The sequence below is a fragment of the Bartonella sp. AA86SXKL genome (genome assembly GCF_042196885.1).
The window spans coordinates 42,876-65,441 of the sequence record NZ_JBHIRE010000004.1 but is presented as its reverse complement, the minus strand read 5'-3'; the positions used below and the strand labels follow the sequence as shown (position 1 = coordinate 65,441).

The following is a 22,566-nucleotide window of genomic DNA, read 5'->3' as shown; positions in this document are numbered from 1 at the left end:
ATCTGCAATCGTTTCATTTGTTTTTATAGAAAGCATATTGTGGTTTTGAAAATTTCTCCTTTGTCGCCTCAAAAGATCCAGGAGCTTTCTCCATTATCTGGTGTACGGATAGCAACAGCTGAAGCTGGGATTAAATATAAAGATCGTACAGATCTTCTTTTCATCATATTTGATAAGCCAGTGAGTGTGGCCGGTGTTTTTACTCGTTCAAAATGTCCATCTGCCCCTGTAGAGCATTGTCGTGCATCGCTTCCTCATGGGGTTGCGAGGGGTGTTGTTGTGAATTCTGGAAATGCAAATGCTTTTACAGGAAGCAAAGGAAAGCACACAACCGATGCAATTATTTGTGCAGCAGCGAACGCTTTAAAGGTTAGAGAAGATGAAATTTTTATAGCTTCTACGGGTGTTATTGGTGAGCCAATGGATGCATCGGGTATTGTCAATCTTTTACCAAGTATGACAGAGACAGCAGAAGAGGGAAATTGGTTGGAAGCTGCAAAAGCCATAATGACAACGGACACATTTCCAAAACTTGCGACGCGCACTTTTGACTGTGGGGGAGAGCGTGTTACCATTAATGGAATTGCAAAAGGTGCTGGTATGATTGCACCCGATATGGCGACAATGCTGTCATTTGTGGTTAGTGATGCTACCATTTCTTCGGATGTACTCCAATCCATGTTATCAGAGGCAGTTGAGGGTTCTTTCAATTCAATTACTGTTGATAGCGATACCTCAACTTCAGATACGCTTATGTTGTTTGCGACAGGGAAAGAACATTTTCCATGTCTTACAAGTAAATCTGATCCGCGTTATGGGGTTTTTGTGAAACAATTGAGTGCACTTCTGCATGAACTTGCACTACAAGTTGTTTGTGATGGTGAAGGTGCTCGTCATTTAATTGAGGTTAATGTGGTGGGTGCTACAACAAATAATGCAGCTAAAACTATTGCTTTATCAATTGCAAATTCACCGCTCGTAAAAACGGCTATTGCCGGTGAAGATGCGAATTGGGGGCGGGTCGTTATGGCAGTTGGGAAGGCCGGTGTTGAAGTCGATCGTGATCTATTGACGATTTGGTTTGGTGAGCATCGTGTGGCCGTGAATGGCGTACGAGATCCTGAGTATTGTGAAGAAACAATAGGTACTTATATGCAAGGTAAGCACATCACGATTCGTGTTGATATCGGTTTGGGTAAGAGCACGGCGACGGTTTGGTCTTGCGATTTAACAAAAGAGTACGTTATGATCAATAGCGATTACAGAAGTTAATGGATGCACTTTATATTTAACAGTTTATTATTTTTCAGAGCAAATGGGGTATGTGAGCTCTTTTAGGAGCAGAGGGGATATGATAGAAAAGTCAGTTATCTTTATGTTCCCTATTGGGGAGTGATATGTGTATGAAAAGTTCCATTCTTCTTGTTGTTGCATGCGCACTGTTAGATCAGAATAATCGTGTTTTGCTTACACAGCGTCCTGAAGGAAAATCGCTGGCTGGTTTATGGGAGTTTCCTGGTGGCAAGGTTGAGCAAGGTGAAACTCTGGAAGCATCATTGATTCGTGAACTAGAGGAAGAGCTTGGTATTTATGTTCAACCAAATAATTTACACCCTTTAACATTTGCAAGTCATAGCTATAAAACATTTCATCTCTTAATGCCATTGTATCTTTGTGACCATTATGAGGGCGTTGCGCAAGGACGAGAAGGGCAAAATTTAGAATGGGTTTTTATTAATGATCTTGATAAATACCCTATGCCTGATGCTGATAAACCATTGGTTCAGGTATTGAAAAATCACCTTCTTTAATGTGTCATAAGAAGGAAATATTGTTTAAATATAAATCAATATATTGAGTTATAATAATAATTTATAATTTTTTTTTATGTTGAATGGGGAAGTCCAGGGTCATAAAAAATTTTTTCATTTCAAATCTGTTTTATGTTAAATTAATCAAAATCATTCTTTTGCACGTTCCAAGTGGGGCGGGTCATATGGATAAAATTATTTAAGACAGAAATAAATAAAATACGTGCTGAAAGAACACTCTTCAATAGCCAAGGGTTATCGCAACATTGAGAATTGGCAAAAAGTGTATAATGATGCCTTTGCGCGCTTCATAAGCATAAAAATGGTGGTAGATAATGGATTTATACTTTTCGCGATTATTATTGAGAGATTGTCTTGGATGCATCGAGAGATATTAGGAGTATTTATTTCATAAGATATCGATAATAGGAAAAATTTCAAAAAATGTTGCTTTTGATTAAGAGGGGCATATCCCTTACGTAATATAGAACGCCATTGTGTTGCATATTTACGGGGTTGTTTAAAAGAGACATCTCGCAATATTCCAAAGCCCATTTCGTGCTGGCACTCGTGAATGGTATAATGGTAAAGCCTTATAAGATAAAATCTATTGAGCGCCACTATCTTTACGCTTATGAAGGAGTAAGCTGGTTCCAATGTTAGTTATGATAGCTCTTGGCATTTGAGAGCATTCAGAAGGGATATTTTTTCTTTTCGTAATCATTTTTACTTATACATCAATTTCGCTTGTGATGAACAAGCAAGCGATTTTGATTGATTCAACATAAAAACAGATTTGAAATAAGAGAATTTTACGATATTTAGAATGCTTGATGCAGAGCGAATGATGGATAGTTATCCTTATAAATCAATCTATTGTATAATAAAAACATTCAATTAACTTTTTATAGGAGGCATGTATTAAGTTTCTTGAATTGGACGGCGTTTTGCGATGGGATATTGATTTTTTTTAGCGATACGCGTAATTGTTTTTTCCAATGGCTCAATCATAACGTCCATAGAAAAACCATTTGCGTGAATAATATTTGCGTGATCGACCATAATAGCAACATGATCTTTCCAAAAAATTAAATCACCTCGTTGAAGTTTATCAGTATCTGTAAGAGGACTGCCTATAGTTTTTTGCTGCATATCGGTGTCACGTAAAACTATTTGATCAGTCATCATCATAGAGAGCTGAATGAGTCCCGAACAATCAATTCCAAAACCGCTGACACCACCCCAAAGATAAGGTGTACGGATAAAGGTTTCTGCAACTGTGACATAATCTTCATATACGCGTCCAATGGGGCTGAGATGGCTCGTAATGATTGCTGTTCTATTTTCAAGAATAGAATACATTGTGTCACGGACTTCAATTTCATCAACAACACTGACTTTGCTTCCCATAGATAATGGGGATACTATTGGTCCACGTAAGTCAGCGTGTAAATATTTAAATGTGCGTGGTACTGAAACAACATGGGTTTGTTTTATGGTTGATGTACAAAGAACTTTTGTATCAATATAACCGACATAACCATCTTTGAGTGATTGTCCCCACGACAATGTTTCCCCTTGTTCAAAAATGAGAAGTTCTTCTCCCAATAAGCATTCTGTTTGTCTTTCACTTTTTTTACTATTTTCTTTAAAAAGTTCAGCGACCGCTGTATTAACACGTCTTTTTTCACCTTGAACAAAGCGCTGAGCTGTAATTTCTGTTTCAAGACGTTGATCTGCTAGATCATCTCTGAATGCATGAAGTCTTGGGTCTTTAGAGATCATCTTTTTGCTGTCCATTTTGTTACTCCTTACCTTTAAACAAACTCATGAAAACTGTATTGGTAAGGTTTTTATCCTCAAACAAAACTAAGAACACAGTGTAAGACCAATTATTCTTTAAGCTGCAAAATTGTCCATTTTTGTGGATATTTGTGTCAAAATTCATTTTTAAAAATATTATAAAGGGCACGAATAGTTTGTGCTGATCCACCAATAGGGTATCCTGGTTTTTCTTTTGGAACCCATCCATAAAGGTCAAAATGCGCAAAATGTTCAGCTTTTTCAACAAAAGAATTAAGAAATAAAGCAGCCGTTATAGAACCAGCAAAGCTATTTCCAGTTACATTGTTAAGATCAGCAATTGGTGATGATAACATCTCTTGATAAGGTTTCCAAAGGGGCATTTGCCAAAGAGGATCAAAGACAGCGTGAGCAGATTCAGAAATTTGTTGTGCCCATATTGAATCATTACAATAAAATGCGGGAAGATCTGGTCCTAATGCTATACGCGCTGCCCCTGTTAAAGTAGCCATACAAAGCATGAATTGTGGACTTTCTTCATCACCATAGGCGAGTGCATCGGCAAGGACAATTCGCCCTTCAGCATCTGTATTACCTACTTCAACACTTAAACCTTTACGACTTTTGAGAATATCACCTGGTCGGTAAGCATTCCCAGAAATTGCATTTTCTACAGCTGGAATCAAAACGCGTAAACGGAAAGGCAATTTTGCATCCATGATAAGTTTAGCCAATCCCAAAACGTTTGCTCCACCCCCCATATCTTTTTTCATAAGCAACATGTTATTGGCTGATTTAATATCGAGACCTCCAGTATCAAAAGTTACGCCTTTGCCCACCAACGTTATTTTAGGATGATGTTCTTGCCCCCAGAGTAACTCAATCAGTCGTGGTGCAGTGCTGCCTGCTCGTCCTACAGCATGAATCATCGGAAAGTTATGGATTAAGAGATCGTCTCCACAAATACTTTTGATATGAGCACCGTAGGTTTTTCCTAGTTTTCGAGCTTCTTTTTCGAGAGTATCAGGGTTCATATCATTGGCTGGAATATTAATGAGATCACGGACGAAAAAGACAGCTTCATAAATTCGTTGGAGCTCATTAAGATCAATCGCCTCATTGACATGGATAGATAATGATTTGAAAGAAGAATTTTGACGATAGCGATTAAATTGATAGCTACCAAATGCCAATCCAAGATAGGTATTTATTTCATCAGAGGTTGTACCTTCTAGATGCCATTGACCAGCAGGAAGCTTTTGAGCAAGCAGTCCTGTGATAAAAGGATCGTTACCATTGCCAATTCCAAATAAAACTTTTTTTAAATGTCCCGTTTCGTGAGGAATAAAGAGTATTTGTCCTGCTTTACCAGTAAAGTCATTAACTTTTATCCATGCTGTTGTTGACGCATCAAGTGATAAGTTGGCAAGAGTTCTTTGGTTTACCAAGATGATAGGGCAACTGTTATCGATACGCGTTGAGGTAAAATGAATGTGGTGGTGCTGCATAGTTATGAGATCCTTATAGTCGTCTAAGTGCGACATATTCGACCAAATGATTTTTTCCCTTTCGTAGAATGAGATTGGACCGTGGTCGTGTTGGCAATATATTTTCCTGTAAATTTTTTAAATTAATCGTTTGCCAAAGATCCTCAGCGATTTTTGAAGCTTCTTTTTCATTGAGGTGGGCATAACGATGAAAATAGGATTCAGGATTTTGAAAAGCTGTTTTACGCAAACGTTTAAAGCGCTCTAAATACCAGTGACGAATGACTTCTGTTTCGGCATCGACATAGATTGAAAAATCAAAAAAATCTGATACGAAAGGAATAACTTTCCCATCTTTAGGAAGATCACTGACCTGTAATACATTAATACCTTCAACAATTAAAATATCAGGACGATCAATGGTAATAGTCTGATTTTCTAGAACATCATAGATCATATGTGAGTAAAGCGGGGCACGGACATTTCCGATACCTGCTTTTATCGCCGAAAGAAAGCACAGCAACTTTTTAATGTCATAGGAATCAGGAAATCCTTTGCGATTCATTCGATTTTTTTGCTGTAAGATTGCGTTAGGATAGAGAAAACCATCCGTCGTTATCAGATCAACTTTAAGGCTAGATGTCCATCTTTTCAACAGTTCTTGAAGAATGCGAGCCGTGGTTGATTTTCCTACAGCTACAGAACCAGCAATTCCAATAATAAAGGGCGTTTTTCTACTCTCTTCTTGATGGAGAAACTGCTGACGTTTGTGAAAAAGTTCCTGTACTGCTTCAACATGGCATGATAATAGACGCGATAAAGAAAGATAAATGCGTTGGACTTCTTTAAGATCAATAGGATCATCAATAGAGCGTAAACGCTTAATTTCATCAAAAGTCAAAGTAAGAGGTGTGTCTGCACGAAACTCTGACCATTCTTGTGCAGTAAAAACGCGATAGGGTGAATATCGGTCAGAAACGGATTTGACCAGATTATCTTTCTGATTAATTTTTTGTATAGTCGTATCAATCATTTGTATTGGTCGAGAATTTTTTGCAGCAGCAATTGATTAAGAGCAGACAGATGAGCGGCTTTATTTTCAAGTAAATTTTGTTTTGCATGCTCTCTTCTTTTAAGATAATAGATCATTTTTCATTAACTTATAGTCCAGTCATTCCAGTTTGCACGGATTTGTGCTAATGAGTACCCTTGTGCCCAAAAAGCCCATAAAAGTAGGCGCGCTTTTACGGCTGATAAATAACCAGACATGAGAGCACCAGAAGCAATCATATCGATTTCGGAGCCTTTATAGCCATAAGTTATACGAGTTGTTGAGCCATTACAACAACGACTAGCAATAATGATTGGTATTTTTTGTGCATATTGTTGTACAAGGTCTGCTTCTTGAAAACTACAGTGTCCTGCACCAAAACCAGCAATAACAACTCCAGCATAATACCCACTTTCAAGGCATAGTTTCATTAATTGTGCATCAGATGATAAAGAGGAATAGAGGAGTGCAATTTGATGATCATGGTTTTGGGGAAGATCAAACGTTTTTGGGAAAAATTTTCGATCATTGAAATAAATAAGTTTTCCCTCTAAAATAGTTCCTAAAATACCTGCAAGACCTGATTGAAATGTTTCGACTTTGACGGTATGACTTTTATAGAGCCAATAAGGTGAATGAATTGTATCATTTATGACAACAAGAACGCCCCTGTTACGACTTTGTGTGGCTGCTGCGACACGAGTGGCTGCTAAAATGTTGGCGGGGCCATCGGCGCCTGCTTCATGAGGCATGCGCATAGCACCGGTTATGATGAGTGGTTCGGCTTCTTTCCAATAAAGAGAAAGAAAAAAAGCTGTTTCTTCCAGAGTATCAGTCCCTTGTGTTAAAACAATACCTTCTGCACCAGCGTTTATTTGTTGTTTTGCCCACTTAATTATTTCAAAAAGCATTTGAAACGATAAAGATCCACTTGGTATTTGCATTAATGTTTGTGCATTAATATCAGCAACGTTATTTAAATCAGGAACACTTTTTATGAGGTTATCTGAAGTTAAAGTCGGTTGCATGTGACCAAAACTATCAGCAGTCATTGCAATTGTTCCACCTAAGGTCCCTATGGCTATTTTTTTCATAATTTTCCTCTAAAAAGCACAAACTGTTTATATAAAGCTATTTAGCAGTAATTTACATTGACAACAATGATATCATTTTTCCATTTTCAACAAATTGAGTTATGCTGAATCATTGTGTTTTGCTGTATATGTTCTTAAATAGGACAATAGTAATTGAGTTTTACATTGTATGAAAAGAAATCAATATTAAAAAGTAAAGTTAATATTAAGGAGTTTCCTTATGACAGAACATAAGCCAGACATAATGTATGGTACAACAATTATTACGGTACGAAAAGGTGGAAAAGTCGTGATGTCCGGGGATGGTCAGGTCTCTCTTGGACAGACAATTATGAAAGGTAATGCACGTAAAGTGCGTCGTCTTGGAAAGAACGGAGTGGTTATTGCTGGTTTTGCTGGTGCTACGGCAGATGCTTTTACATTACTGGAGAGATTGGAAACAAAGCTTGAGCAATATCCTGATCAGCTTATGCGTGCTTGTGTGGAACTTGCAAAAGATTGGAGAACAGATCGCTATTTGCGTCGTCTCGAAGCAATGATGCTCGTGGCTGATAAGAAAGTAACTTTGGCTCTAACAGGGCTTGGTGATGTCTTAGAACCAGAAGATGGGGTTATGGCAATTGGCTCTGGAGGAAATTTTGCTCTTTCAGCAGCGCGTGCACTCATGGATTTGGATTTGGATGCAGAAACTATTGCTCGTAAAGCTATGGCTATTGCCGCTAAAATTTGTGTTTACACCAATGATCATTTTACGATTGAAACATTGGATGCAGAATTATCTTCTTTAGAGAAAGCTATTTAAATGTGTGTTGTATTTTCCCCTCGTGAAACTGTTTCTGAACTTGATCGTTTTATTATTGGCCAAAATGATGCCAAACGCTCTGTAGCTATTGCACTGCGCAATCGGTGGCGTAGGCAACAGCTTGATGCGCCGATGCGTGAAGAAGTTATGCCAAAAAATATTTTAATGATAGGGCCAACAGGAGTTGGTAAAACTGGTATTGCACGTCGATTAGCAAAACTTTCTGGAGCACCCTTCGTTAAAGTAGAAGCGACTAAATTTACTGAAGTTGGTTATGTGGGACGTGATGTTGAGCAAATTATTCGAGATCTTGTTGAAATTGCCATTTCTCTTGTGCGTGAAAAGAAACGGGATGAAATAAAAGAAAAGGCTCACGTGAATGCTGAAGAGCGCGTTTTAGATGCCCTTGTTGGTAAAACAGCCAGTCCCGCTACCCGTGATAGTTTTCGCAAAAAATTGCGTGGAGGTGAATTGGATGAGAAAGAGATTGAAATTGAAGTAGCCGATAATAATAGCAATAGTGCTTCAACCTTTGATATTCCTGGTATGCCTGGGGCACAAATGGGTATTATGAATTTATCAGATATTTTGGGTAAAATGGGCAGTCGTACAAAAGTTCGTAAGACGACAGTAAGGGATGCTTTTAAGCCGCTCATTGATGATGAATCTGAAAAACTCCTTGATCAGGATCAAATTATTCAAGAAGCGCTTCGTGTTGCTGAAAATGACGGGATTGTTTTTATTGACGAGATTGATAAAATTGCAACTAGGGATGGTGGAGCAAGTGTTGCGGTTTCGCGTGAGGGCGTTCAACGGGATCTTTTGCCTTTGGTTGAAGGAACAACAATTGCTACAAAATATGGGCAAATCAAAACAGATCATATTCTTTTTATTGCCTCAGGTGCATTTCATGTTTCTAAGCCATCTGATTTATTACCGGAACTTCAAGGACGTTTGCCCATCCGTGTGGAGCTAAACCCTTTAACAAGAGAAGATTTACGGCGCATTCTAACGGAACCAGAAGCTAGTTTGATTAAACAATATATTGCTCTTATGGCAACAGAAGAGGTTCATTTAGAAATTACCGATGATGCAATTGATGCTTTAGCAGATATTGCTGTAGATTTAAATGCAAGGATTGAAAATATAGGGGCACGTCGTTTGCAAACAGTGATGGAGCGCGTTTTGGATGAAATTTCTTTCACGGCACCTGATAAAGCTGGAACATCCTTTACAATTGATGCCGCTTATGTGAGAAAATCTATTGGCGAACTTGCTGCTGATATCGATCTTTCACGTTTTATTCTTTAGAGTTATCGCTTGTTTTCTTTATCTGCGCGCTTCGATAATTTTGAAACCATGGGCTTGTTCATGTATCAACACTGTGCGGAAAATATTTTTTAATAATGTTTCATAAGGCAGGTGGCGGTTTGCAACAAAAAGCAGACTGCCGCCTGGTTTTAGGCACTTTGCAGCATTTATAATAAAATTTTTTCCTAATGAAATATCTGTCGTTTGTTGCGTGTGAAACGGTGGGTTTGAAATGATTGTGTCATACAGATTTGTGATAGGTTCATGCACAAGGTCGTGCCAATAAAAATGAATTGAAAAAGGAGCTGTTCTGGATTTAAGGTGCTGTTTTGCTGCTCTCAAAGCGTTGTAGTCTGCTTCATAAAGGTCGAGAGCGGTGAGTTTTTCACTTCTTTCAAGCGCAACGTGAGAAAGATAGCCCCATCCAGCACCAAAATCAGCCATTTTTCCAGAAATAACTTTGGGCATATAAGAAGCAAGTGCAGCGGATCCCGGATCAATACGTCCGTGTGAGAACATACCAGAAGTGGTTTGAAATTTACCAAAAGTGAGCGGTGGTGAGCGCAATTGTGCAATGTTATGTCTCTCAATTTGTTGAGGAACTTGCAACCAAAATACAAGACCATGATTTTTAGACAATTTGTTGGTGATGGGAACAATTGTTTTGACCCACTTCATCATTGAAGCAGCACCAGCAGTTTTATTCCCACTGATTACAATCCATCCATTGGGTTTAACGCATTCTAATAAATCAAGAAAACAATTTTGGTTAAAACCACGATATTTGCTCAAATGTAAAAATGCACCATCATAGCTGAAGGTTTTATCTATTTGGGGAGAGCAGTGAAATTGAGTATCGACAAATTTTAAAAAATCTGGTCGCCAAGGCGTAATAACTTTTAAATTCTGTGCCCATTCTGGAGCTGGGATTTCTGTTAAACCGAAACTTAACCAACATTGGTTTGGATCAGGATATGGGAGTTCATGATTTTCAAAAGGCAAAAATAATAACACATATGACTCTTTCAAAGAAAAATGCCACTCCAATGTTGAGATGGCATTTCATGATACGATAAGAGGAAAAACTTACTCTTCTTTTTTCTTACGTCGGCGCTTATTTTCAGGTTGTTTTTTTTCATCCACGCACTTTTCTTCATTCATCGCTTTATCACCGGTGATTTCCTTTCCGGTTTTTTGATCAACAACCTTCATTGATAACCGAACTTTTCCACGCTCATCAAAGCCCATTAATTTAACCCAAACTTTGTCACCTTCCTTCACAATATCGGTTGTTTTGGTGACGCGTTCTGATGCAAGCTGAGAGATATGAACGAGTCCATCACGAGAACCAAAGAAGTTTATAAATGCACCAAATTCTGCAGTTTTTACAACTGTTCCTTGGTAGACAGCACCAACTTCAGGCTCATCGACAATAGAATGGATCCAGCGTTTTGCTGCTTCAATGGTTTTAGCATCAGCAGAAGCAATTTTAATGGTACCATCATCTTCAATATTAATTTTTGCTCCAGTTTGTTCCACGATTTCCCGAATAACTTTACCACCAGAGCCGATAACATCACGGATTTTATCGACAGAAATATTCATAACTTCGATTCGTGGAGAAAATTCACTCAGCTCAGCACGTGCACTGGTTAAAGCTTTCGCCATCTCATTGAGGATATGGATTCGTCCACCTTTGGCTTGTTCAAGCGCGATTTTCATAATTTCTTCGGTAATACCATCAATTTTGATATCCATTTGCAAGGCAGTAATACCATTTTCTGTTCCTGCGACTTTGAAATCCATATCTCCAAGATGATCTTCATCCCCTAAAATATCAGACAGAACAGCAAAGCGTTCTCCTTCTTTAATCAAGCCCATGGCAATACCAGCAACAGGGCGTGCTAGAGGAACGCCGGCATCCATGAGAGCAAGTGAGGTCCCACAAACCGTTGCCATAGAAGAAGATCCATTGGATTCAGTGATTTCTGAGACAGCACGAATAGTATAAGGGAAAGATTCTTTCGTTGGCAACATGGGGTGAATTGCTCGCCATGCCAATTTGCCATGTCCAATTTCACGACGACCAGGAGAACCAAGGCGTCCCGTTTCACCCACTGAAAATGGTGGAAAATTGTAATGGAGAAGGAATGTTTCCTTATACATTCCCGTTAAGGAATCAACATATTGTTCATCTTCACCAGTTCCTAGTGTTGCAACGACAATAGCTTGTGTTTCTCCGCGGGTAAAGAGTGCTGATCCATGTGTGCGGGGTAAAATACTTACTTCTGATTGGATAGGGCGCACGGTAGAAAGATTGCGTCCATCAATCCGCTTTTGGGTATCAAGAATATTCCCGCGAACAATTTTTGCTTGCAACTGTTTAAATACGGTTGCAATTTGATCTGCACTAAATTGACAGTCTTTTTCTGTTTCTGGCATAAATTTATTGAGGATTTCTGTCTTTAGTGCATCAATTGCAGCATAACGTTCTTGCTTATCAGTAATTGTGTAAGCCTTTCGTATATCCTGTTCTGCCATTTTCTGCACCGCTTTTTCAAGTTCAGAAAGATTTTCAGGAACAAAATCACGAGGATCTTTTGCAGCAACTTCAGCAAGCTTTATAATGGCATCAAGGACAGGTTGAAGGCCTTTGTGACCAAACATCACTGCTCCCAACATGATATCTTCCGATAATTCTTGTGCTTCTGATTCAACCATCAAAACAGCACTTTCTGTTCCAGCAACAACAAGATCAAGTTTTGATTCAGGCATTTCATCAATATGAGGATTAAGAATATATTGTCCATTACAATAGCCAACGCGGGCACCGGCTATAGGCCCCATGAAAGGAACACCTGACAGGGTCAATGCGGCAGAAGATGCAATCATCGCAAGGATATCGGGATTATTTTCGAGATCATGCTGTATAACGGAAACAATCACTTGCGTATCATTTTTATATCCCTCAACGAAAAGGGGACGAATTGGGCGATCAATCAAACGTGAAACCAAAGTTTCATTTTCACTTGGTCGACTTTCACGTTTTAAATAGCCCCCAGGTATTCGACCAACAGCATAGGATTTTTCTTGATAATTAACGGTGAGTGGAAAAAAGTCCTGGTCTGGTTTTGGACTTTTGGCTGATACAACGGTTGCTAAGACAATAGTTTCTCCATAGGTAGCAATCACTGCACCATCAGCTTGACGTGCTATTTTCCCTGTTTCAAGGGTGAGAGGACGCCCAGCCCATTCAATTTCTATCTTGTGCGTTTTGAACATTTTTTATCCTTAATGACCAGTGTTTAAATCTTTGATTGCTCACATTCTGGTTTTGCGTAGCATATTTCCAAGCTCTGGGGTGGACAACATACTTTTTATCTTTGTTACGAGAATAGAGAAGTAAACTGCCTTAAATGCGAAATGATGAGCAGTCCTATCCCATAATAACTTGTCAGTTTTTAAATTTTTTAATTAAAAGCAACACGTTGAAAAAATGGGTGGTTTTTTTTTAAACGCCACCACCATTTTTCTTTTAGCGACGCAAACCTAACTTTTTGATAAGTGTCTGATAACGATTTTGGTCAACTCCTTTAAGATAATCAAGAAGACGCCGACGTTGAGACACCATCTTCAAAAGACCACGACGAGAATGATTATCCTTTTTGTGAGATTTAAAGTGGTTTGTTAAATTAGAAATACGTTCAGAAAGTACAGCAATCTGTACTTCTGGTGATCCTGTATCACCAACTTTATTTGCGTATTCTGCGACAAGAGCTTGTTTACGTTCAGCTGTAATCGACATCGTATTATCCTTTCCAAAAACGAAGAAACATAAAGTCACCCATAGCCGAGATGTCGTTCAGCAAGGGTCTGTGAGGAAACAAGAAGAGTCAAAGACTCTTACCTATTTTCGTCCTTATATAGGAAAGAAGGTTAAAATACTAGTCCTTTACAGCATTTTGAAGTCTTTCTTTAAATAAAAGCTTTTGTTTTGAAATATTGATTTAAATAGAGTTTTATGAGAAGTTTTTTAAAGAATTATGCATCCTTTTGATACAAAGATTATGAGCGTGTGTGTGATAACAAAGATGATAAATACCGATTTGGAGGAAAAAGATGCAGAGCATTTCAACATTAAAACTTTTTCGTAATTCGGTATTTCGAAATCTATGGTCATCTACTCTTATTTCTAATTTAGGGGGGCTGATACAGGCTGTTGGAGCAGGGTGGTTAATGGCGTTGATTAGTTCTTCGCATTCCATGGTTGGGCTTGTTCAAAGTGCCACAACATTACCACTTGTTATGTTTTCTTTGATGGCAGGGGCATTAGCGGATAATTTTAATCGGCGTCAAATTATGTTGTGTGCGCAGATTATGATGATGGTCATATCCATGAGTTTATCTGTTTTAGCCTATATGGGATTTCTAACACCTTGGCTTTTGTTATGTTTTACGTTTTTGATTGGATGTGGCACAGCTTTTTATAATCCTTCTTGGCAAGCAACGATAGGAGATATTGTGAGCAGGGAAAATATTCCTGCTGCTGTTAGTTTGAATAGTGTAGGCTTTAATTTGATGCGGAGTGTTGGTCCTGCTATTGGTGGTGCCATCATTGCAACTTTGGGGGCATCTGCTGCTTTTTTGTTTAATGCTATAAGCTATATTCCTCTTATTGGTGCGTTGTTTTTCTGGAAGTCGAATTATGAAAACAACTCATTACCACGAGAAAGGCTGTTAGGAGCTGTCTCAGATGGTTTGCGTTATGTTGCGATGTCACCTAATCTCCTGAGTATTATGGTTCGAGCGTTCCTTTTTGGTATAGGAGCAATTTCTATTTTAGCACTTTTGCCAATTGTTGCGCATAAAGTTCTTGGAGGAAGTGCCCTTCTTTATGGTACATTGCTCGGTTGTTTTGGGTTAGGAGCCATGACAGCAGGTATTATTAATGCAGTTGTACGGCATCATTTTCGTTCAGAAACAATTATTGCAAGTGCATTTATTGGTTTTGCCTTTTCTTGCTTTTTATTGGGAATAAGCCGTTCACTGATTATAAGCCATATTGCTTTATTTCCTGCAGGGTTATGTTGGGTTTTGGCATTATCATTGTTTAATACATCTGTACAACTCTCTACACCACGCTGGGTTGTTGCACGTTCTTTAGCACTTTATCAAACGGCATCTTATGGGGGGATGGCTATTGGAAGTGCAATCTGGGGAGTTTTGGCTGATGGTTATTCTCCAACAATTGCTTTGAGCGTTTGTTCTCTATTCTTGATTTTTGGTGCTCTTGCGGGGGTAAAATTTAGAATTCAAGAAATTCCTCAGATAGATTTAAATCCTCTTGATCATTTTAGAGAGCCGGAATTATTACTTGACCTCAAAGCAAGAAGTGGACCGATCATGATAATGATCGATTATAAAATTCATGAAAATGATCTTGAAGAGTTTCTCAAAGTGATGACGCGTCGACGCCATATTCGATTACGTGATGGTGCGCGTCAGTGGGTCCTTTTACGAGATCTTGAAAGACCTGAATATTGGACAGAGGCTTATCATATGCCAACATGGGTAGATTATTTACGCCATAATCATCGTCGTACAAAAGCAGATGCAGAAGTCAATAAGCGTCTGCGTCATTTAAATTGTGCTCCTAACGGTATAAGAGTGCACCGCATGATTGAACGCCAAACAATACCTCAAGCCAATGAGATGCTTTTAAAAGTTTCCTCTGATCATCTCCCTTAGGATTAAAACAGTTTTTGTAAATATTAAATATATTAATATTATTTCGATCAATTTGTTAGCATAATCATAAAAAAATTGCTGTTTCAATATTTAATGAATTGATTTATAATGGTTATTTGTTATTTTTCATGTTGAGTGATAGTTCTGAAAATCTTAAGCTTTTCTCGTTTCAAATCTATTTAGAGTAAATCAGTCCATATCTTTGCTTGTACATTATAAACGAGGACTAAAGTATGAGTAAAAAACGATTAAAAAAGAAATAAAAAGCCTCTTATGAATCCTTTAAATGCAAGGATTGTTGCGACATTAAGAGGAAAAAGTGTGTGGTGGTGTTAGCTTATAGCACTGACTTAAATTTTGATATGAATACGGTAAATATAGACAATGAAAAGCACCATATGTTTCTTAATTGATAGAGAAAAATATCTTTCCGCAGAAGGTGGTTGGGAAAAGAATCGATTAAATTGTGAAAATCCTCTTTGGTTTAAATAGACCTTTGTCGAGAGTGCCAATAGCAAGAAGTTGTTCCTTATAGAGGACACAAACTTCCTCTTCATCAAGAGGTACTTTGTGATGATTCAAGAGGATAGAATGGCCTCTTATAATCCTCTGTGCTTGAGTTTCATTAAGGATATAGTGAGGGAGGCAATCCAATGCGGCGCTTGTGTCAATTAAGAGCTCATCAAGTGTTGTGAAGTTTTTTTCAAAAGAACGATTATTTTCATCTGTAGTGTTTTTATTTGGCGGAATGGCTGCTTTTAGTTCCTCCCATGTAATGAGATCTTCTTCATCAAAAGGTGCGACGGCAATACGTCTTAAATCAGCAATATGCCCATAGCAACTGAGATCACGTCCTATATCGCGTGCTAAAGAGCGCACATAAGTTCCTTTTCCGCAGGTTATTTCAAAGACAGAATGCTCTTTGGTAGGCATTTCTAATAACTTGAAAGTTTCTATTTCCACTTCACGGGGCGGAATTTCAACAACTTCCCCTTCACGCGCTAAATCATAGGCACGATTTCCGGCAATTTTGATTGCTGAAAATTGTGGAGGTGTTTGCAAAATAACACCTGTATATTGAGGAAGAAGAGCAAGTATTTCTTCTTGTGTTGGACGTATGAGAGAAGTTTTCGTTATTTCTCCTTCTAAATCATCTGTTGAGCGCTCTTGCCCCCAAGCAATATGAAAACGGTAAGTTTTTTTGCCTTGCATCACGTAAGGGACGGTTTTGGTTGCTTCGCCCAATGCAATGGGAAGGAGACCAGAAGCAAGAGGATCAAGTGTACCCGCATGTCCTGCCTTTTGAGCATGGAAGAGCCATTTGATTTGTGAGACAGCTTCTGTTGATTTCATTCCTTTTGGTTTATCAAATATGACCCAGCCAGAAACAGGACGCCCTTTTTTCTTGTGTTGCCGCGCCATATCTTTAATCCTCATCTGTATCACTATGGTGAAGATCGCGCGCAACCTCAGGCGAGCGAAGGAGGGCATCAATTTTTGAAAAATTATCAAAACTATTATCAATTCGGAAACGCAGTTCTGGCATATATTTCATTTGTCGCAACGCATGACTGATTTCTCCACGGAGAAAACGACTATGTTTATTGAGGGTATCAACAACATCGGTATGAGAAGCATTTTTAAGAGTGCTGAGAGGTGATACAAAGCAAGTAGCAATTTTTAAATCTGGTGACATGCGTACTTCAGAGACAGAAATAACAATATCTTTTAAGATATCATCAAGCAAAATATCACGCTGTAATATATGCGCTATTGCATGACGTACTTGCTCTGCTACTCTAAGTTGCCGTTGTGATGGCCCTGCATTTTTCATCAAAGTTTTATCCTTGCTACAAGATCTCTTTTTTGACCATTTAGATAAGGAAAAAGAGATATTGTGTATAAAACCTAATAACTTTTCTCATTTCACAACAGAGTAAAGTTATTGGATTATTTTATAATGTGCGATTAATATGTTCGATACGGAAGGTCTCAATGATGTCTCCTGCACGCATGTCTTCATAATTTTCAAAGGCTATTCCACATTCTTGACCACTTTGCACTTCATTGACTTCATCCTTAAAGCGTTTGAGTGTTTTCAGCTTTCCTTCGTGAATAACGATATTATCGCGGATAAGGCGAACACCGGCTCCTCGTTCTATTTTACCTTCTGTAACACGACATCCTGCAACTTTTCCAATTTTTGTAATGTTAAAGACTTCTAGAATTTCAGCATTACCAAGGAAAGTTTCACGCTGTTCTGGTGAGAGTAATCCAGACATGGCAGCCTTGATATCGTCAACAAGATCATAAATGATGTTGTAATAACGAATCTCAATTCCTTGTGTTTTAGCAAAATCACGTGCTTGCTTATTGGCTCGAACATTAAAGCCAATTACAGCAGAGTTAGAAGCTTCTGCAAGAGAAATATCACTTTCGGTAATTCCTCCAGCACCAGAATGTACAATACGTGCACGAACCTCATCATTTCCAAGTTTTTCCAATGCTGAAGCAATTGCTTCGATTGATCCTTGCACATCCCCTTTTATAATAAGAGAAAATTCCTTAACACCAGTCGTTTGCAATTTTGTCATCATTTGCTCAAGAGAACCACGCGAACCAGTTTGCCGCGCAACAGCTTTATCACGTGCTAATCGTTGTCGATATTCAGAAATTTCACGTGCTTTTGCTTCATGTGTGACAACAGCAAAACGGTCTCCGGCTTGTGGTGTTCCTTGCATGCCTAAAATTTCAATTGGTGTAGAGGGAACGGCTTCTTTGACATGGCGGCCATGGTCGTCAATCAAAGCACGCACACGACCCCATTCATTTCCAGCAACTATAATATCAGAAGGGTGTAATGTACCTTTTTGAACAAGAACTGTTGCAACAGACCCACGTCCGCGATCCAATTTGGCTTCAATGATAACGCCCTCTGCAGTTCGTTGGGGATCTGCTTTCAGATCAAGCATTTCAGCCTGAAGAAGGATAGCTTCGAGAAGTTTATCAAGATTTTGACCAGTTTTAGCAGAAACTTCAACGTCCAAAGTTTCACCACCCATAGTTTCAACAAACACTTCATGTTGTAGAAGTTCTGTACGCACTTTTTGTGCATTCGCAGCTGGTTTATCAATTTTGTTGATAGCAACAATGATAGGTACACCAGCAGCTTTCGCATGATTGATTGATTCAATCGTTTGAGGCATAACACTATCATCAGCGGCTACAACGAGAACAGCAATATCAGTAACACGAGCTCCGCGTGCACGCATAGCCGTAAATGCAGCATGACCTGGTGTATCAATAAAGGTAATTTTTTGACCGTTTTGTTCTACTTGATAGGCACCAATATGCTGCGTAATACCTCCTGCTTCGCCAGAAACAACATTTGCTTTACGAATAGCATCCAAAAGAGAAGTTTTTCCGTGGTCAACATGGCCCATAATGGTTACAACAGGGGCGCGCTGCTGCATGTTTTGAGGATTATCTGTTATATTAAAGATACCTTCTTCTACGTCAGATTCTAAAACACGTTTAACAGTATGGCCAAATTCAACAGCGATGAGTTCGGCAACATCTGCATCAATAACATCGCCAGGTTTCATCATTTGTCCTTGTTTCATCAAGAATTTAATCACATCAACAGAACGCTCAGTCATACGTTGTGCGAGCTCTTGAATGGTAATCGTTTCAGGAAGAACAACTTCGCGAGAAATTTTTTCTCTTGGTTCTTGATTTTGTGCACGCTTAAACTTTTCCTGTCTACGCCGCATTGCAGCCATTGAGCGCCCACGTGCGCTTCCTTCTTCATCCAGTGCACTATTCAGAGTTAGCTTTCCGCGTCTCCGCTCATCAGCTCCTTTGACAACTTTGGGTACACGTATTTCTGATTTAGCAGGATTAGCACGTCGACTATGCCGTTCTTCCTCATTATTGTCATCTATTTTGCGTTTTTCAACCACGGTTGTCTGTTTAGTGTCAATAGGAATATCTGCCTGTTCAATGAGAGGGGGAACAGGTGGAGTCTGCACTGGCGATATTTCTTCTTCTTGTTGGAGATGGATTTCTTTTTCTTTAATTTCTTGCTGTAAAATTTCTTCACGCTCTTTAGCGCGTCTTGCTTCTTCTTCGGCTTGTTCTCGCGTTATTCTTTCTTGGATATGTGCTTCTTCTAACGCGCGAAGTCTCGCTTCCATTTCAGTTGATGAAAGATTGCTTTTGGCCACAGATTCTTGAGGCTTTTTTTCCTCAAAACGCGGTTTAGAACGCTGGGGGGCCACATGCGGCTTTGTAATGGGCTGTAGGGTTTCAGCTTTTTCATCAGGTCGCGTAATTTTACGCCGTTTGGTTTCGACAACGACAGCCTTCGTACGGCCATGACTAAAATTTTGTTTAACCGTGCTCGTTTCCAAGACAGACCTCTTGAGAGTTAGTATCTTCTTGACCGTTGTTTTGTCGTTGTTATTTTCACTCATTGTACTTCCTTCACGGCTTGTGCCGTCATCTCACTAGACTTACTATGCTTGTCGTCACGATAGCTGATCAATCTACATGTCGTTTTGAGAAATCCTTCAGCAGCTTTTGTGTCCAGTAAGGCCGCGTGCATTACAGGATTAGAGCCAAAAGCCACTCGCATTTCATCATTTGTAAATAAAGATATGGTTTTTATAGTCCGATTTGTTTGTTGTTGTATTGAATGGATGGCCTGTGCAATTTTTCGTTTCCCATCTTCTGTTGTTTCTTTAGCATGAAGTACAAGAATAACTTTACCAGAGCGGATAGCAGCGTCAACCTTTGTTGCTCCCATAACAATTGCTCCCGCTTTTCGTGCCATGGAAAGGCTTGAAAGAGCGGCTTTTAGTAAAAGCGTATCAACAACATGCACAAGATTTGGTGTAACTTCAACATCTGTTTTAAAATTTCTATGAAAAGCTTTCTGTTTGATTGCTTTCTCAATAACAGCGTGATGGGCAGAAATCCAAACGCCACGCCCTGGTAAATTCGCTTTAAGATCAGGAACAATTTGGTTATTGGGACCAATAACAAAACGGATCAGCGTTTGTGCTGAAGCATTTTTTCGGGTCACAATGCAAGTCCGTTCATTCATTTAAAGTGTATCCACATCCAAATCATCTGTTTTTTCATTTTCTGCAGAATTTTCATCTTCTACAGGATTTTCTGTAACAAGATCAGCTTGGTCTATCCAGCCTGCTTGTACACGTGCGGCTAAAACCATAGCTTCTGCATCTGCGCGTGTAATGTCAAAAGGGGTTAAAATACCAGAAAAATTCTGTGTTTGACCTTCTTTACGTTCTCTCCAACCAGCTAAATCATCAACGGCATAGCCAGCAAAGTCTTCTATTGTTTTTACACCATCCTGACCTACAGCAACCAACATAGCACTTGTCATTCCAGGAAGTGTTCGCAACTCGTCAGAAACTCCGAGCTTTTTGCGTTTTTCATCAAGTTCTTTTTCTTGATGATCAAGATATTCGCGGGCACGACTTTGGATTTCAGCGGCGGTATCATGGTCAAAACCATCAATAGAAGCGATTTCTTCAAGATCAATATAGGCGATTTCTTCAATAGAAGAAAAACCCTCTGATGCCATAACCTGCCCGATCATTTCGTCAACCTCTAAGGCTGCCATAAACAATTTACTCCGTTCAGTAAATTCTTTTTGACGATTTTCAGATTCTTCCTTTTCCGTTAAAATATCAATGTTCCATCCTGTTAGTTGCGAAGCCAAGCGAACATTTTGCCCACGTCGTCCAATAGCAAGGCTAAGTTGATCATCTGGCACAATAACTTCAATCCGTTCAGCATCTTCATCAAGGATGATTTTAGAAACTTCAGCAGGTTGCAGTGCATTAACGACAAATGTTGCCGCATCAGGCGACCAAGGAATAATATCAATTTTTTCGCCTTGTAATTCAGCAACAACAGCTTGTACACGACTTCCTCGCATTCCAACGCATGCTCCAACAGGATCAATGGAACCATCGCGTGAAACAACGGCGATTTTAGCCCGTGAACCTGGATCACGAGCAACAGATTTGATTTCTATAATACCATCATAAATTTCTGGTACTTCCATAGTGAAAAGTTTTACCATAAATTGGGGATGTGTGCGTGAAAGGAAAATTTGTGGACCACGCGTTTCACGGTGTACATCATTGACAAAAGCACGAATGCGATCTCCATAGCGGAATGATTCACGAGGAATTAATTCATCACGGCGAACAATAGCTTCACCGCGTCCTAGATCAACGATGACGTTACCATATTCCACACGCTTAACTGTACCAGAAATAATTTCACCAACTTTATTTTTGAATTCTTCATATTGCTGATCGCGCTCTGCATCGCGTACTTTTTGTACAATAACCTGTTTAGCAGATTGTGCTGCGATACGTCCAAAATCCATAGGAGGTAAAAGATCAGCAAAAAAATCACCAATTTTTGCTTCTGTTTGACGTTTGAGAGCATCAGACAAAGTAATTTCCGTTGTATAGTCTTCAACGACATCAACGATTTTAAGCAGGCGCTGTAATTTAATTTCACCTGTTTTAGAATTGATTTCAGCACGAATATTGGTTTCTTGACCATAACGAGAACGTGCTGCTTTTTGAATAGCATCAGCCATCGCAGAAATGACAATTTCACGGTCGATTGACTTTTCACGTGCAACAGCATCTGCAATTTGCAGAATCTCAAGCCTGTTAGCGCTTGTAGCCATCAATTTTCTCCTTCTTTGTGCCACACGATGGGTATTTCCCAGTGATATTATTTTTTGAAATTGAGCGTCTGTATAGAGTCGTTAGCGTTCTCTTCGGCAATGAATTGTTGACTTAAATCTTTATTTTGTTTCAATGCATCGCGAATAAGCTCATCGGTAAGCACTAAATGCGCATTTATGATATCACAAAAGGAAATAGGGGTATACATGGCTTCTCCATAAGCAGCTTTATCAGTGTTTAAAATAAATCCATCTTGCGTGATATTTGTAAGTGTCCCACGAAATTTTCGGCGCCCATCAATTGTTATTTTGGTTTCAATTTTTGCAAGATGCCCTTGCCAATGAAAAAAATCAGATTTTCTTACCAATGGACGATCAATTCCAGGTGATGAGATTTCTAAATGATATTTGCGTTCAATAACATTTTGTACATCAAGGAGGGGAGAAACTGTTCGACTAACAGTTTCACAATCTTCTATGGTCATAGAACCATCGGCACGTTCAACCATAATTTGAAGTGTTAAACCATTTTGACCAAGAAGTTTCACACGAACCAAACGAAAACCTAAAGGTTTAAGTAGTGGTATGACAAGAGCAGCAACCTGTGCTTCGATACCATCTTCTTCAAACAGGCGCGGTTCGTCAAGATTGCTTATTTTTTCAGCTTCGTTCATACATTTTATCCAAGTTGGTTTCATCAGTTTTATGATATTAAAAAAG

General features: G+C 39.0%; 18 protein-coding genes. 5 read left to right on the top strand and 13 right to left on the bottom strand.

Annotation, left to right across the window (positions count from 1 at the left end):
* The first annotated feature begins 39 nt into the window (after positions 1–39).
* Entirely contained in the window at positions 40–1,272 is a 1,233-nt protein-coding gene (gene argJ / locus ACFIO5_RS03250; RefSeq protein WP_375633954.1) for a bifunctional glutamate N-acetyltransferase/amino-acid acetyltransferase ArgJ, read from the top strand.
* A gap of 125 nt (positions 1,273–1,397) precedes the next feature.
* Complete coding sequence (gene mutT / locus ACFIO5_RS03245) at positions 1,398–1,811, top strand: 8-oxo-dGTP diphosphatase MutT (protein ID WP_375633956.1); 414 nt, start codon at positions 1,398–1,400, stop codon at positions 1,809–1,811.
* Positions 1,812–2,732: 921 nt separating this feature from the next.
* Here the strand turns inward: mutT and ACFIO5_RS03240 are convergent.
* The 4 genes from ACFIO5_RS03240 to ACFIO5_RS03225 form a co-directional block, all read right to left on the bottom strand.
* Positions 2,733–3,596, bottom strand: coding sequence for a C40 family peptidase (locus ACFIO5_RS03240; protein WP_375634025.1), 864 nt, complete (start codon positions 3,594–3,596; stop codon positions 2,733–2,735).
* A 152-nt stretch (positions 3,597–3,748) separates the two neighbouring features.
* The gene (locus ACFIO5_RS03235; protein WP_375633958.1) at positions 3,749–5,122 is read right to left on the bottom strand and encodes a leucyl aminopeptidase family protein; all 1,374 of its coding nucleotides are present in this window, start codon (positions 5,120–5,122) and stop codon (positions 3,749–3,751) included.
* A 13-nt stretch (positions 5,123–5,135) separates the two neighbouring features.
* Positions 5,136–6,134, bottom strand: a complete 999-nt coding sequence (gene coaA / locus ACFIO5_RS03230; protein WP_375633960.1) for a type I pantothenate kinase — start codon at positions 6,132–6,134, stop codon at positions 5,136–5,138.
* A 122-nt stretch (positions 6,135–6,256) separates the two neighbouring features.
* Positions 6,257–7,246 (bottom strand): asparaginase, encoded by a 990-nt coding sequence (locus ACFIO5_RS03225; RefSeq protein ID WP_375633962.1) that lies wholly within the window; start codon positions 7,244–7,246, stop codon positions 6,257–6,259.
* A 220-nt stretch (positions 7,247–7,466) separates the two neighbouring features.
* On the opposite strand from ACFIO5_RS03225, the gene hslV reads away from it, so the two are divergent.
* On the top strand, positions 7,467–8,048 hold the full coding sequence (gene hslV / locus ACFIO5_RS03220) for an ATP-dependent protease subunit HslV (protein ID WP_375633964.1): 582 nt from the start codon (positions 7,467–7,469) through the stop codon (positions 8,046–8,048).
* The gene (gene hslU, locus ACFIO5_RS03215) at positions 8,049–9,359 is read left to right on the top strand and encodes an ATP-dependent protease ATPase subunit HslU (protein ID WP_375633966.1); all 1,311 of its coding nucleotides are present in this window, start codon (positions 8,049–8,051) and stop codon (positions 9,357–9,359) included. It begins immediately after the preceding gene.
* A gap of 18 nt (positions 9,360–9,377) precedes the next feature.
* Here hslU and ACFIO5_RS03210 read toward each other — a convergent pair whose 3' ends face one another.
* From ACFIO5_RS03210 to rpsO, 3 genes are all read right to left on the bottom strand, one after another.
* Positions 9,378–10,373: a class I SAM-dependent methyltransferase gene (locus tag ACFIO5_RS03210; protein WP_375633968.1), complete on the bottom strand. Its 996-nt coding sequence runs from the start codon at positions 10,371–10,373 to the stop codon at positions 9,378–9,380.
* A gap of 72 nt (positions 10,374–10,445) precedes the next feature.
* Positions 10,446–12,641, bottom strand: a complete 2,196-nt coding sequence (pnp, locus tag ACFIO5_RS03205) for a polyribonucleotide nucleotidyltransferase (protein ID WP_375633970.1) — start codon at positions 12,639–12,641, stop codon at positions 10,446–10,448.
* A 253-nt stretch (positions 12,642–12,894) separates the two neighbouring features.
* Complete coding sequence (gene rpsO / locus ACFIO5_RS03200) at positions 12,895–13,164, bottom strand: 30S ribosomal protein S15 (RefSeq protein ID WP_005774142.1); 270 nt, start codon at positions 13,162–13,164, stop codon at positions 12,895–12,897.
* A gap of 314 nt (positions 13,165–13,478) precedes the next feature.
* Here rpsO and ACFIO5_RS03195 point away from each other — a divergent pair, with 314 nt between their 5' ends.
* Positions 13,479–15,107, top strand: a complete 1,629-nt coding sequence (locus ACFIO5_RS03195) for an MFS transporter (protein ID WP_375613307.1) — start codon at positions 13,479–13,481, stop codon at positions 15,105–15,107.
* A 459-nt stretch (positions 15,108–15,566) separates the two neighbouring features.
* Here the strand turns inward: ACFIO5_RS03195 and truB are convergent, their stop codons facing one another.
* From truB to rimP, 6 genes are all read right to left on the bottom strand, one after another.
* Entirely contained in the window at positions 15,567–16,529 is a 963-nt protein-coding gene (truB, locus tag ACFIO5_RS03190; protein WP_375643073.1) for a tRNA pseudouridine(55) synthase TruB, read from the bottom strand.
* Between the two features lie 4 nt (positions 16,530–16,533).
* Positions 16,534–16,941, bottom strand: a complete 408-nt coding sequence (rbfA, locus tag ACFIO5_RS03185; protein WP_375633973.1) for a 30S ribosome-binding factor RbfA — start codon at positions 16,939–16,941, stop codon at positions 16,534–16,536.
* Between the two features lie 121 nt (positions 16,942–17,062).
* Positions 17,063–19,582: a translation initiation factor IF-2 gene (infB, locus tag ACFIO5_RS03180; RefSeq protein WP_375634590.1), complete on the bottom strand. Its 2,520-nt coding sequence runs from the start codon at positions 19,580–19,582 to the stop codon at positions 17,063–17,065.
* The gene (locus tag ACFIO5_RS03175) at positions 19,579–20,214 is read right to left on the bottom strand and encodes an RNA-binding protein (protein ID WP_375633975.1); all 636 of its coding nucleotides are present in this window, start codon (positions 20,212–20,214) and stop codon (positions 19,579–19,581) included. The genes infB and ACFIO5_RS03175 overlap by 4 nt, the downstream gene beginning before the upstream one ends.
* Positions 20,215–21,846, bottom strand: coding sequence for a transcription termination factor NusA (gene nusA / locus ACFIO5_RS03170; protein WP_375634589.1), 1,632 nt, complete (start codon positions 21,844–21,846; stop codon positions 20,215–20,217). It lies immediately after the preceding gene.
* A gap of 47 nt (positions 21,847–21,893) precedes the next feature.
* Positions 21,894–22,544: a ribosome maturation factor RimP gene (gene rimP, locus ACFIO5_RS03165; RefSeq protein ID WP_375611870.1), complete on the bottom strand. Its 651-nt coding sequence runs from the start codon at positions 22,542–22,544 to the stop codon at positions 21,894–21,896.
* Between the last annotated feature and the right edge of the window lie 22 nt (positions 22,545–22,566).

What these genes read in the sequence shown, in the direction of transcription:
- mutT (WP_375633956.1), top strand. Translation starts at nt 1,398, where the DNA reads ATGTGTATGAAAAGTTCCATTCTTCTTGTTGTTGCATGCGCACTGTTA.
- ACFIO5_RS03240 (WP_375634025.1), bottom strand. Translation starts at nt 3,596, where the DNA reads ATGATCTCTAAAGACCCAAGACTTCATGCATTCAGAGATGATCTAGCA.
- ACFIO5_RS03235 (WP_375633958.1), bottom strand. Translation starts at nt 5,122, where the DNA reads ATGCAGCACCACCACATTCATTTTACCTCAACGCGTATCGATAACAGT.
- coaA (WP_375633960.1), bottom strand. Translation starts at nt 6,134, where the DNA reads ATGATTGATACGACTATACAAAAAATTAATCAGAAAGATAATCTGGTC.
- ACFIO5_RS03225 (WP_375633962.1), bottom strand. Translation starts at nt 7,246, where the DNA reads ATGAAAAAAATAGCCATAGGGACCTTAGGTGGAACAATTGCAATGACT.
- hslV (WP_375633964.1), top strand. Translation starts at nt 7,467, where the DNA reads ATGACAGAACATAAGCCAGACATAATGTATGGTACAACAATTATTACG.
- hslU (WP_375633966.1), top strand. Translation starts at nt 8,049, where the DNA reads ATGTGTGTTGTATTTTCCCCTCGTGAAACTGTTTCTGAACTTGATCGT.
- pnp (WP_375633970.1), bottom strand. Translation starts at nt 12,641, where the DNA reads ATGTTCAAAACGCACAAGATAGAAATTGAATGGGCTGGGCGTCCTCTC.
- rpsO (WP_005774142.1), bottom strand. Translation starts at nt 13,164, where the DNA reads ATGTCGATTACAGCTGAACGTAAACAAGCTCTTGTCGCAGAATACGCA.
- ACFIO5_RS03195 (WP_375613307.1), top strand. Translation starts at nt 13,479, where the DNA reads ATGCAGAGCATTTCAACATTAAAACTTTTTCGTAATTCGGTATTTCGA.
- truB (WP_375643073.1), bottom strand. Translation starts at nt 16,529, where the DNA reads ATGGCGCGGCAACACAAGAAAAAAGGGCGTCCTGTTTCTGGCTGGGTC.
- rbfA (WP_375633973.1), bottom strand. Translation starts at nt 16,941, where the DNA reads ATGAAAAATGCAGGGCCATCACAACGGCAACTTAGAGTAGCAGAGCAA.
- infB (WP_375634590.1), bottom strand. Translation starts at nt 19,582, where the DNA reads ATGAGTGAAAATAACAACGACAAAACAACGGTCAAGAAGATACTAACT.
- ACFIO5_RS03175 (WP_375633975.1), bottom strand. Translation starts at nt 20,214, where the DNA reads ATGAATGAACGGACTTGCATTGTGACCCGAAAAAATGCTTCAGCACAA.
- nusA (WP_375634589.1), bottom strand. Translation starts at nt 21,846, where the DNA reads ATGGCTACAAGCGCTAACAGGCTTGAGATTCTGCAAATTGCAGATGCT.
- rimP (WP_375611870.1), bottom strand. Translation starts at nt 22,544, where the DNA reads ATGAAACCAACTTGGATAAAATGTATGAACGAAGCTGAAAAAATAAGC.